This is a genomic window from Parafrankia sp. FMc2 (assembly GCF_041008525.1).
In the GTDB taxonomy this organism is placed as follows: domain Bacteria; phylum Actinomycetota; class Actinomycetes; order Frankiales; family Frankiaceae; genus Parafrankia.
The window spans coordinates 1-11,550 of record NZ_JBFLUG010000183.1 but is presented as its reverse complement, the minus strand read 5'-3'; the positions used below and the strand labels follow the sequence as shown (position 1 = coordinate 11,550).

12 protein-coding genes are annotated in these 11,550 nt (G+C 71.8%); 7 read left to right on the top strand and 5 right to left on the bottom strand.

Annotated features, from left to right (window positions below; translation table 11 throughout):
- The 3 genes from AB1460_RS32805 to AB1460_RS32795 all read left to right on the top strand — a co-directional run.
- On the top strand, positions 1-315 hold a 315-nt coding region (locus tag AB1460_RS32805), incomplete at its 5' end, for an ADP-ribosylglycohydrolase family protein (RefSeq protein ID WP_368966078.1).
- Complete coding sequence (locus AB1460_RS32800) at positions 312-824, top strand: hypothetical protein (RefSeq protein ID WP_368966076.1); 513 nt, start codon at positions 312-314, stop codon at positions 822-824. The genes AB1460_RS32805 and AB1460_RS32800, both read left to right, overlap by 4 nt.
- Before the next feature lie 197 nt (positions 825-1,021).
- Positions 1,022-1,915 (top strand): DNA-processing protein DprA, encoded by an 894-nt coding sequence (locus AB1460_RS32795; RefSeq protein ID WP_368966074.1) that lies wholly within the window; start codon positions 1,022-1,024, stop codon positions 1,913-1,915.
- Between the two features lie 69 nt (positions 1,916-1,984).
- Here AB1460_RS32795 and tnpB read toward each other — a convergent pair whose 3' ends face one another.
- The 3 genes from tnpB to AB1460_RS32780 form a co-directional block, all read right to left on the bottom strand.
- Entirely contained in the window at positions 1,985-3,313 is a 1,329-nt protein-coding gene (gene tnpB, locus AB1460_RS32790; protein ID WP_368966072.1) for an IS607 family element RNA-guided endonuclease TnpB, read from the bottom strand.
- On the bottom strand, positions 3,310-3,879 hold the full coding sequence (locus AB1460_RS32785) for an IS607 family transposase (RefSeq protein WP_368966071.1): 570 nt from the start codon (positions 3,877-3,879) through the stop codon (positions 3,310-3,312). The genes tnpB and AB1460_RS32785 overlap by 4 nt, the downstream gene beginning before the upstream one ends.
- Before the next feature lie 200 nt (positions 3,880-4,079).
- Positions 4,080-4,310 (bottom strand): hypothetical protein, encoded by a 231-nt coding sequence (locus AB1460_RS32780; RefSeq protein WP_368966069.1) that lies wholly within the window; start codon positions 4,308-4,310, stop codon positions 4,080-4,082.
- Positions 4,311-4,967: 657 nt separating this feature from the next.
- Between AB1460_RS32780 and cas6 the strand changes: the two genes are divergently transcribed.
- Entirely contained in the window at positions 4,968-5,765 is a 798-nt protein-coding gene (gene cas6 / locus AB1460_RS32775; RefSeq protein WP_368966067.1) for a CRISPR system precrRNA processing endoribonuclease RAMP protein Cas6, read from the top strand.
- Positions 5,766-6,089: 324 nt separating this feature from the next.
- Here cas6 and AB1460_RS32770 read toward each other — a convergent pair whose 3' ends face one another.
- Positions 6,090-7,814: a hypothetical protein gene (locus AB1460_RS32770; RefSeq protein ID WP_368966065.1), complete on the bottom strand. Its 1,725-nt coding sequence runs from the start codon at positions 7,812-7,814 to the stop codon at positions 6,090-6,092.
- Positions 7,815-8,026: 212 nt separating this feature from the next.
- On the opposite strand from AB1460_RS32770, the gene AB1460_RS32765 reads away from it, so the two are divergent.
- A complete protein-coding gene (locus AB1460_RS32765; RefSeq protein ID WP_368966063.1) occupies positions 8,027-8,482 on the top strand; it encodes a hypothetical protein in 456 nt (151 codons plus the stop codon).
- Between the two features lie 263 nt (positions 8,483-8,745).
- Here the strand turns inward: AB1460_RS32765 and AB1460_RS32760 are convergent, their stop codons facing one another.
- Positions 8,746-9,375: a hypothetical protein gene (locus AB1460_RS32760; protein ID WP_368966062.1), complete on the bottom strand. Its 630-nt coding sequence runs from the start codon at positions 9,373-9,375 to the stop codon at positions 8,746-8,748.
- A 1,010-nt stretch (positions 9,376-10,385) separates the two neighbouring features.
- Here AB1460_RS32760 and AB1460_RS32755 point away from each other — a divergent pair.
- Together AB1460_RS32755 and AB1460_RS32750 are read left to right on the top strand one after the other, a co-directional pair.
- Positions 10,386-11,351, top strand: a complete 966-nt coding sequence (locus AB1460_RS32755) for a ParA family protein (RefSeq protein WP_368966060.1) — start codon at positions 10,386-10,388, stop codon at positions 11,349-11,351.
- Complete coding sequence (locus AB1460_RS32750; protein WP_368966058.1) at positions 11,348-11,509, top strand: hypothetical protein; 162 nt, start codon at positions 11,348-11,350, stop codon at positions 11,507-11,509. Before AB1460_RS32755 ends, AB1460_RS32750 begins: the two co-directional genes overlap by 4 nt.
- Positions 11,510-11,550 lie beyond the last annotated feature (41 nt).

Here is an 11,550-nt window from a genome sequence, read left to right as displayed (position 1 = left end):
GCCCTGGCCACCCCCGCCGCCACCGCGCTCACCGATCTGCCGACCACCGGCTACGTCGTGCACTCCCTCGCCGTCGCCGTCTGGGCGCTGCAACAGCCCGACTCGCTGGAGAACCTGCTCGTCGGCGTCGTCAACCGCGGCGACGACGCCGACACCACCGGCGCCATCACCGGCGGCCTGCTCGGCGCCCGCGACGGCGCCGCCGCCATCCCCGCCCGCTGGACCAGCCGGCTCGAATACGCCCCGGAGATCGACGCACTCGCCCCCGCCCTCCACGCCCTGCGCGCCGCCCTGCCCGACCCGCAACCCGCATGACCCCTGATCTGACAGCTGACCGCGACAGTTTCACCTGGACCGACCCGGACACCGGGCACCGCTGGCGCATCGAGACCGCCTGGCAGCCGCGGGCGGGCCGGTGGCTGTGCACCGGGCTGACCATGACGGCCGCCAGCCCCACCGCGGCCGTCACGTCCCGGCTCGTGCGTCTCGTCGAAGCCGAGGTCCGCGCCCGCGGCCACCCCCGCCCCCATCCGGTGCCGGCCGGCACGTCCGCCGGCGAGGACGACGACCCGGCGGTCACCGCCGCGCGGCACCGGCTCGGCGGAGACGGCCCGCTGCGCCGCACCGACGCCACCTGGCTGGACCGCATCGCGGTGATGCGGCGGGCCTGGCGCGAGGGCCGTCCCATGGCCGCCGCCCTCGCCGACCGCTGGCCCGGCAACCAGCCCGCCACCTACGACCGGTGGGTCGAACGCGCCCGCGCCTGGGACCGCCGGACCGCCTCCGGCCTGCTCGACCAGATCGGCCGTCCCGCGACCCGCTAAGCGATCCGGTGGCCCTGGCGGGCTACCGCCACGACCGGGAAGGGCCGTGCTGCGATACGCTCGGATGTCGAACGTGAGTTCGAACAGTGTGGTGTGGTCCTGGGAGCCTACGGAGAACGCATGATCTGTCCGCTGTCGTGTAGGCCTGTGGTCCCCCAGGTCAGGCGCTGATGAGCCGGCGGCTAGGGTCACCAGCCATGGACCGCCTGACGGAACACGCGGCGCTGCTGACGCTTCTGCGTGGCCGCCGCCGTCAGTGGGGGCACGTCGCCGACGAGGTCGAAGAGGCCGGCAGCGCGCTGCGTGTCCTAGAAGCCGACACGAACACGGACCAGGGCGACCTGTTCGAAGGCTTCTCCGACGGAATCGGCGCCGCTCTGGACACGGCACGTGAGACCCTGCTCGGGTGGGACGCGCAAGGTATTCGAATAGTCACCCTGCTTGATGCGGACTATCCCGCGCAGCTGCTCACCGTCCACCAACGCCCCCCGTTCCTGTTCTTCCGAGGCCAGATGAGCCCGGACGACGCCACCGGGGTGGCCGTGGTCGGTACCCGCTCGGCCTCGACCGAAGGACTGCGCCGCGCCGACGAGATCGCCGCGGGGCTCGCGCGCCGAGGCCGCGTCGTCGTCAGCGGTCTCGCCGCCGGTATCGACACCGTGGCGCACCGGGCCGCCCTGCGCGAGGGCGGGCGCACCGTCGCCGTCATCGGAACCGGCCTGCTCAAGTCCTACCCCAAAGAAAACGCGCCCCTGCAGGAGAAACTCGCCCGCGAACAGCTCGTGCTCTCCCAGTTCTGGCCGGACTCCCCGCCGACCAGAACAAGCTTCCTGATGCGCAACGGCGTGATGAGCGGCTACGCCGCCGCGACGGTCGTCGTGGAAGCCCCGGAGAAAAGCGGCGCCCGCACCCAGGCCCGGCTCGCGCTCGAACACGGCCGGCCCGTCTTCCTGCTCGACACCGTCCTGGTACACGCGTGGGCACAGGAGTACGCCCACCGCCCGGGTGTCACCGTCGTGAGTAGCGCCGAGGAGGTGCTGAACCTGCTGGACGACCTGACTGTGCCGCCTGACGAGGTCGTCTGGTCGTGACCTCGCCGCGCCGTGCCCGCACCATAGCCGAGGTCTCCGACCGTTGCACGTGAGCGCTCGATGGCGCCCTCATGCCGCCTCACCTCTCGGCGAGGCACCCCCGGTCTGACTGGCCGAAGCCGTGCCGGGTTCCCGCTTCGCAGCCACCCGCCGCGCAGGCGCGGTCTTATGGTCGGCTCCACGGGCGTTTCGCGTCTCCGATGTACTGGCGGCGACGAGGATACGCAGGTTGATCGCGGCGTTGGTGTCGCGGTCGATCGCCAGTCCGCAGGACTGGCAGTGGAACATACGGTCCGACAGGGTGAGACTTGGGTTTCGCCAGCCACAGCCGGAGCAGGTCTTCGAGCTTGGGTACCAGCGGTCCGCGACGTGCAGACGGGAGCCGTACCAGACGGTCTTGTAGGCGAGTAGGCGACGGATCTCGGCCATCCCCGTGTCCGCGACGGCGCGGGCGAGCCGCCGGTTGCGGGCCATCCCGGCAACGTGCAGATCCTCGACCACGATCACCTCGTGGGACGTGGCGAGCCGGGTCGTGAGCTTGTGTAGCCCGTCGCGGCGCTGGTGGGCGACGTGGGCATGGGTACCAGCGAGCCTGGCGGCGAGCTTTCGCCGTCCAGCCGAGCCCGGCTTTGACCGGGCGTAGGCCCGGGACGTGCGCCGCAGCGTGCGCAGGGAGCGGGCGAGTGGTTTCGGGTTGTCGACATGCTCCCCGGTCGACAGGACGGCGAGGTGCTTCAGCCCGACATCGACCCCGACCATCCCGCCTCGACGCTGCCGGGACGTCGGCTCGGCCGGGACTTCCCGGTCAGCCTCGACGGTGAACGAGACATACCAGCGGCCCGCGGTCCGCGACACCGTTGCGCCCAGCAGCCGGGCCTGGCTGACGGCCAGCCGTCCGGTCAGCGCACCCATAGGTTCGTGGACCTTCACCCTGCCGACCCGGGGCAGCTTCACAGCCAGGTCCCCGGACGGGCCGTAGGCGCCGGTGGTGTAACGGAACGAGGCGCGGGCCTTCCCGCGCTTCTTGAACCGGGGAAAGCCAACCCGGCGACCCTTGTGCTTTCCCTTCTTCGAGTCGGAGAAGTTCTTCAATGCCCGCGCCAGCTGGTCGAGCCCGGCGGAGAACGCCTCCTTGGAGCACTCCGTCCACCACGGGGCGACGTTGTTCTTCGCCTGGTTGAAGCGCAGCCGCAGCGCCGGCAGGGTCCACGGCACCGCGGTGAGCGCGTCCCCGCCGAGCCCGTAGGACTTCTCGGCGTCGCGCTGCGCCAGCGCGGCCTTCACCAGCGCCAGGCCCCAGTTGTAGGCGAACCGGGCCGCCCCGGCATGGCGGTGCAGGTCGGCGAGCTGGGCGTTGTTCGGGTCGAGCGCGAACCGGAACGCCTGGAGCGTCCTCACGGCGTATCCCCGGTTGCGGCGGCCACCGCGCGGGCGGCCCGGTTCGCGGCGGCCCGGCGGCCGTACAGCCGGGCGCACATCGAGGTCAGGATCTCGGTGATGTCCCGAACCAGGTCGTCGTCCACCTCGCCCGGGTCGACGACGAGCAGGCGGCGGCCCTGCGCGGACAGCGCGGCCTCGACGTACTCGGCGCCGAACCTCGCGAACCTGTCACGATGCTCGACGACGATCGTCGTCACCGCCGGGTCACTCAGCAACGCGAGGAACTTCCGGCGACGCCCGTTCAGCGCCGAGCCGACCTCGGTCACGACCCGGCCCACCGGGATGCCCCGCTCACCAGCCCAGGTGGCGACCCGGGCGACCTGCCGGTCGAGATCGGACTTCTGGTCGGCCGACGACACCCGGGCGTACACCACGGCGAGATCCACCTCCTTCGCGGGCGCGTCGCCGATCAGGATCAGGCCGCCGACCTTACGAGCAGGAACCGGGAGCTTGCCGGCCGCATACCAGCGACGAGCGGTCACGTACGCCACGCCCTGCGACTCGGCCCACTCCTTCAGGTTCACACGACCATTATAGCGCCCTACTGACCACTAAAGAGCGCTGACTGAGCGGCAGTTCTCAACCCCTACCAGCTGCCGGCGACGTCGGCGGGCTGCGGGGTGCCGCCCGAGCAGGCACGTGAGGCCCTCGACCGTGGCCGTGCGCGGCTCCGCCGGCATGACCCGCGGCTGGACGCCGCCCCGCTCTCCACAGGTGATGTGGATCAGATGAACCAGGCCTGGAGGAGTTCTCTCATCTGTTCCGGATTGGGGGATGTCAGCAGCTCCGGGGTGCGGTCCCGTGCGCGCATCTCCAGCGTGGCGTCGACGGGGAGGAACTCGGCGATCAGGGCGAGGGAGCGCAGCCGCCACTCACCGGAGGCGGTCGGGTAGGCGCGGAGCCACAGCGGGGATGCTCGGCGTAGTTCCTCGCCGTTGGCCGTACGCGGTGCCACGACCGCGGTGCGGCCGTCGGATTTGCGCCGGTAGACCACGGGCAGGCCGAGGGCGCCGATGGTGAAGGGTTCGTCGGGGACCGGTAGCCCGTCGAACCAGGGGCGGACGAGAGCGTACCGCTGCGTCCGGATACGGCGATCAACGGCCCCTGACGAGGGTTGCTACGGCAGTGGATCTACAGCCATCGGCTGCGCCCCGGATCCAGTACGGCCCCTGCTGTTCGCGGGCTTCACGACGCAGCCGGATCGCTGTCGCCGCCGTGGGCCGCGAGAGCGCCGCACATCCACCTGCGCGCGAGCCAGAGCGCCGGGTCGTCCTGCCCGACTCGGTGTTGGGGATCGCTGCGACCCGGCGAGGGCACGTGCACGTTCTACGGAACTGCCAAGTTTCAATCCGACTCGGTTTTGATCGCTGCGACCGCGATCTGTCTTGTAGGCACTCTGACCTGTGGGAAGGCAAGATCATACCGCCATCCCTCTATCTGGGCGCCGGACGCCGGCATACCCCACCTCGGTCGCGTCGCCTTCCGGCCGCGGCTGTGGTGGGTAGGCCGGCCGTGGACGGGCTCACGGCCGGCCCGGCGCGGCCCCCTGGGATCATCCGACCGCCCAGACCGTCGACAACCGGACCACGGGGGACCGATGCCGGCAAGGATCGTGACCACGCTCGAACCCGTCTCGCCCGGGGCGCTGCCGCCGCCGCACACCGGGCCGGGCGTGGCCGCCGCCGTGCTCGCCGCCCTCGCCCGGCGCCACCCTGACCTGGCGACGCGGCTGCACGACGCGCTCCCGCCCAAGCCGTACACGCTGACCCCGCTGCTCGACGAACGCGACCAGCCGCCGCGCGCCACCTCCACCAAGGTCCGGTTCGAGGTGGGCCTGCTCGCCGACGAGCTGTTCGCCCCTGTCTACGAGGCGCTGCTGACCGAGCCGGTCTGGCGGGTCGGACGCACCGAGTACCGTCCCGTCGCCGTCGAGCCGCGGATGCCGGCGAGCTACGCCGCGCTCGCCGCGCAGACCACCGCCGCCACCGAGGTCGGGTTCCGGCTGGTCACGCCGGTGGGGTTCAGCACGGCGAAGGAGGAGGGCGCCCGCCGCCAGCGGGTGTTCCCGCAGCCCGAATGGGTCTTCCGCGCGCTCGCCGCCCGCTGGCAGGCGTTCGCCGCCGCACCCGGCGGCGGGCTGGACCTCCCCGACTCCCTCGGCCGGGCCGTCGAGGAGCATCTGGAGGTCGTCGGCTGCGAGCTGCGCGTCGCCGAGCATCTGGTGAAGCCGAAGGTCCCGCCGGCGCGGGGCTGCGTCGGGACGGTCCGCTACGGGCTGGCCGAACCCGCCCGGGTCCCCGCCGACGCCCGGCACGCCCTCGACCTGCTCGCCACCTTCGCCACCTACGCCGGCGTCGGCGACCGCACCACCCTCGGCATGGGCCACGTCACCCGACTCCCCCACCCCTGAACCGGGCCCGGCGCCCACCAGGCGGTCTGAACCCAGCGGCCGCATCGTCCTGGAGCCGGTCAGAGGCTCCATTGGCCCCACAGGGGATGTTCCTATGGGCCGTCAGGCCCCTCTCAGAATCGTGTGTACCTCGCGCGGAACGTAGCGCTTCAAGCTGCGGATGATCTATCGGTGGCTGAGACCTTCCCTGGTTCGTCGGGCGGCGTAAGTCTGGGTCCGGGGGCGTAGCGCAGCCGGGTGAGCACGATCCTGTAGGGCGCATAGCAGGCGACGCTGGTGCGGCCCTGTCCGCAACGCCCGGGAGGAGCCCGGCCGTGTCTCCTGTCAGCTGCTGAGGTGGCGGGCCGTATCCTGGCGAGCCCACCGCTCGACCTGTGGCCAGGGAAGCCGTAGCGGTCCGGTGGTGGCGGAGATCGCGGCGAACAGGTCGCTGCCGTGCGGTGGGTGGGTGTGGCCGTCGAGGCTGCGGTGTTCGGCGAGCGCTACCCGGCGCAGCGCCGCGTAGAAAGCGAGCGGGCCACCACCGCCATAGCCGTACAGCAGATCGGTGCCGATGCGGTCGGGCGAGACGGGCACCGGGTCGACCCGGAGGCCGCCCTCGGCGGGTGTCAGGGCCAGCGCCGGCCCATAGGATCCGTCGTGGTCGATCGCGATCACGGTGCGCTCGCCCCACCCGACTGGTAGCCCGAGCGGCCACTCGGCGCGGAACTGGCGTGTGTCGCGCCCCTCGTCGAGGAGGGCGATGAGGCGGCCCGCTGGGTCGGTGAAGAGCTCGGTGCGGCTCGGGGACATGCGGCCGAGGAGCCGGCGACCGCGGCGGGTTCGCAGGACCTGCGCTGCGTCGGGGTGGCGGCTGAAGGTGTCGACCCAGGCGTCGGTGACCGGGCCGGCCAGGTCGCCGGACACGACCGTGACGGTGTCGGCGGCCAGGGCGGGGTCGTGGTCAGCCAGGGCGGCGGCGAGCAGCGTGACCGCGTGGGCGTAGGCGTCGCCCTCGTCGGCGTCGGCCGGCAGGTCGGGTTCCACGCCGCGCAGCGCGACGAGATCGGCCGTGAGCTGGGCTGGGTCGGGAGCGGGTTGCGTGGACAGGAACGCCAGGTCGGTCTCGAGGTCGAGAGGCAGGTTCGGCGCCGCTGGACGTGCCGCGAGATACCAGCCTGGTCCGGAGGTAGGCAGCGCGATGTGGAGCTGGCGGACTGTGGCCAGGGTGCCGGCGGCATCCGTGAGGAGGAGGGCGTAGGCCGCGGGATGGCTGGTGGGCAGCCCGGTGTCATGGGCGGCGCGGAGCCGGGCGAGCGTGGCCGGCCAGGCCGAGAGGACGTCAGGCACGGTGAGGGTGGTGCCGAGGGAGGCGCGCGCCCGGTCGAGCTCTTCGCGACGGCAGGTGTTCGCTATCCACAGCGGAAGGGGAGTCCCGATGACGCGAGCGACTTCGGTGGGGGCGACCTGGCCTCGCCAGTCCACGGTCGGCTCCCCGTTCCCGGCACCGACACCGGCGGCGGCGGGGCGGAGCCGGTAGAGATCGACGGTCACGTTCTCCGTGGCGGTGCGGGAGTAGACCAGGTCGGGGACGAGGACGATGAGGGCGTCGGCGTGGAAACGCGGCGCGATCAGCTCGGCCGCGACGAGCGCGGCCTGGTCGCGCTCCGGCACCGGGGCGCGGTGGACGCCGTGCAGCCACGTCACATAGATCACGTGCCCGTGCGGGGTGTCCCAGACGATCGCGTGTATCGGACGCCCGGAGCGGCCCCGACCGGCTGGGCGGGCCGCGGCCCCGTGGTAGAGCAGCGGCGCTGGTTCGGTGGCGTCAGGGGCGTGGAACAGCCAGTCGGATTCGGCGGGCAGGTCGCGGCCGCTGACGCGGCACCAGGCGTCGATGGTCGTTTCTTCCCAGAGCGGTCGACCGTCGGCATCGGTTCGGTCGACGGCGGGGAGCCGGCTGCCAGCGGCCGCGGTGTGCAGGGCCCGGGCGCGCCCCTCGGAGATCCGGGCGCGGCGGGCGAGCTGAGGAAGGGTGTACAGCGGGGGAAGCGAGCGGTTGGAAGACAAGGATGCTCCAATCGGCACCATCGACAATGCGAAGCTTCTTGAAGGGTAGCGAAACCGCTCGCCCATGCTGGTGAAGACGTGCTCATATCCGAGGAAGTCGTCTGCGTTCGGCGCGGACGATCGCCTCCGCGGACCTCAAGGGCTCCGCGCGCACCGGAGCACTGATCCGCTCCTGCGTCGCCGGCGCCGGCGCCGTCGGGCGTGACCGGGCGGTGGACGCCGCTGACGACGGCCAGGCGACCGCGGCGAAGGCGGTCGGACGGGCCCGGGACGCCGAGACCGCCCGCGCGGCCGCGGTAGGTGAACGCGACCAGGCTGCCGCTGCCCGGGCGTCCGCCGACGCCGATGCCGCCCGTGCCGCGGCGGCCGCGGCCGACGAGAGGACCCGGTCCTCGGCGGCCCGTGCGGAGGCGGAGGCTCGGCGAGCCGCCGAGGACACCGCCCGCACCGCCCAGGCGACGGCGGTCACCCTCACCACCGACCGCGACCGGCTCACCGCCGACCTCGCTGCCCTGCGGGACAGCAGTGCTGCGAGCTCGCCGCGGTCCGCGCCCAGCTCGGTGGGACGTCCGAGCGCGCCGCACGAGCCGAGGCCGAACGTGACGCCGCCCGCACCGCGCTGGCGGAGCGGACCGGCCGCCTGCTCCCCCGCCGCGACAGCCTCGTGATGACTCCGCCGGCCGACGGAGAGCGCTGACTGGCCCCACCCTTTCGCGGATGGCCGGCGAGCGATGGACGGCGAGTCAAACCCGGCTGTGGTCCCCACCCGAGCCGCGTGGAAGCACTCTGAATCCCGCCGCAGGCAGCCACCTGGACGGGACGGTCGTCCGTGACAGGCTGGCCGACCTCGCGTCCGATCCGAAGCTCTGGGGCGCTGTCGAACGTCCTGGGATCTCCGACGCCGCCGCGGGATCAGTCGGTCGTTCTGGTGTCAGTCGCGCGCTGTCGGGCTGGCTGAGACCAGTGCGTGAGACCAGCCGGGTTCGCGACGCTGGGCGGCCCGTTCGGCGTGGAACGCGAACGAGACCTCGGCCTCGTCACCGTCCTCGACGGCCATCGCCTCGGGCGCCGGTAGGTACGCGACCAGCGCCTCGAACCTAACCAGTAGGTCCTCCGCCTCGGCGGTCAGGCGACGCCGCCGAGCGGCGGCTGACCAGCGGCGTGCGGCGTCATCCAGCCGCGTCCGAGCCTCCTCGGAAGCGGCGAGGAGGAAGCGGCAGTGCAGGTCTTCGAACTCGGCGGCGAGGCGCCGTGCTCCTGGCTGCTCGGCGAGATCCGCGAGGGCTCCGGCGGTGGCCAGGGCTCTCCCCCACACCGCCCATGGGCTGGGATTCTCCGGCGGATTCCTGAGCTGGCTGACCCATGACTTCGTGACGCCGAGCCGTCGGCTGACCTCTCCGAGGTCGTCGTCGGCGAGCTGGCGGACCGTGAGCCGTTGGAGCAACAGGAGGCGTGCTCGCAGGTCGCGGATGGCGTGCCATCGGTCGTCCGGTGGTGTCGCGGCGAGCAGATCGATGATGTGGTTGGTCGTGGTGGTGCTGTGATGGTCGGGCGAAGACAAGGGCGGTGACCTCTCCGTTTAGCGACACTTAACGGCTATTAAGTACCACTTAACGGTAGCCGGTGGCCTGGCGGCCTCTCCCCCGCACGTGGCGGACCCCTCTCGCACACTGTGGGCTCCACCCGTCCTGACCAGGTGTTCTGCCACCGTCGTCAACAGGTGTTCTGTCACCGTGCTCCTCTACGGTGAGCACACGTTGGCCACAACTTTCCGTCACATCCGGCAGCCACGGTTTTGCCACCACTGGCAGGCGACCCTTGTTGGCATCACGCACGCCCGCGTGCGGCCAATAATGCTCGCACGTTTGGCTGCACGAGTGCACGCAAGAACGTTGCCAATAATGCAGCCAACAGTGCGGCCAATAATGCGTGCACATGTGTCTGCGGTACTGGTTGGCATGTGTGGTGTGTCAGTGTCTGCAAGGCGCGGTGCGGTAGTGGGTGCGATACGGCAGGCACTGGGATGTGCCTGTCCGCTTCCCGCTGTGGGGGCGCCAGGGCGGCCTTGGGTGGGTGTGTCTGTGGTGTGCACTGTGGTGGCACGAGCGGGTGCGCCGCGGGTTGCCCGTCCGTCACCACCGCTGGGAGCCGCCAGGCTCGCCAGAGGTCGGGCACGGTCTGGAGGGTGTGTGCCCGCAACGCGCCGTGGTGGTGTACGAGCAACCAGCCGTGGCTGGGGGCGGTCACCTCGCCGTGGTGGCGCGCGGGCACCCTGCCGTGACGGGATGTTCGCAACTCGCTGTGGTGGTTCTGGAACACGTGGTCGTGCGTGGTGTCACGTCATACGTCGGGGCATCCTGGGTGCGTTCTGGTGGGGCATGGTGCCGGGCACCGGGCATCCCATCAATGGAGACACCACGCGGGCACGCCGGGGTGCGGGTGTGTCGGGATGTGTGGCGACACGCCTGTGAGGTATTACGCCGCCACCGGTGCCTGCCCCTACACTCGGCACGCGGCCTCCGTCCCCCTTTGGTGGGGGAATGCGGGCCTCGACCCGAAGAGGTGGGCGGTGTGGCAACAGACCCGTGGGCGCAGCCGGACGAGGCCAGATTCCCGCACGAGCAGCTGGAACACGTCATCGCGGTGGGCAACGGCAAAGGGGGAGTCGGCAAGACGACCCTGACGACCAACATCGCCGCCCTCGTGGCCGCCAGCGGCGCGAGGGTGCTCGTCATCGACGTCAACGCGCAGGGCAACTGCGGCGAGGACCTCGGCTACACCGGACAGGCGGAGATCGACGACGACGGCAAGGGCCTCGTCGACGCCATCCGCTACGGCACCCCCCTCGTCCCGGTCCACGCCGTGGGCGGGCGGACCGGGCTCGACGTGATTCCCGGGGGAGCGGAGGTCCGCCAGATCCCCAACTTCATGTACGAGCGGTTCGCCGACTCCGGGGAGCTGGCGACGCTGGCACTGGCCCGCTGCCTGCTCCCGATCGCCGACAGGTACGACCTGATCCTGATCGACAGCCCGCCGGAGAACCGGCCGCTGCAGCAGCTCGTCCTCGGCGCCGCCCACTGGCTGGTCATCCCGATCAAGTCGGACGACTCGTCCCGCAAGGGCATGCAGCAGATCGCCTACGAGTTCGCGCGGATGCGCCGGGTGAACCCCGGGCTCGAACTGCTCGGTGTCGCCCTGTTCGCAGCCGGTACCAGCGCTCGCCGCATCCGCGACGAGGTCCGCCGCGATGTCATCGCGGACCTGGGTGGACGTGATCTCATGTTCGAGGCCATCGTCCGCCACGCTGAGGCCCCCGCGCGTGACGCCCGCCGCCGTGGTCAGCCCTTCCACGAGCTCGAGGTCGCGGCCGCGAACGGCCCGACCGGCCTCGACGTCCTGCGTGGGCTGGCGGACCGCTCCCAGGTGATCGCCGGTACGGCAGGCGCGGTGGCCGGCGACCTCGCGTCACTGACCCACGAGATCCTCACCCGGCGCGAGGCGCTGCTCCGCGACCTGGAAGGGGCGAGCGCCCGATGACCGACGAACCGACCAGCGAACTGGGCGCGCCGCACCGCATGCCGCAGCAGAACCTCGGCCAGCTGTTCGCGCGCCCGGAGCGCACGGCCGACCTGGGCGCGCTCGCCCGTCGCCGTCCCGTCGAGCGTCCCGCCGCCCCCGCACCGCGATCATGGTGAGTCCGACGGTCTCGCGACGGCTGGAGGAGTTCCGCCGCGCC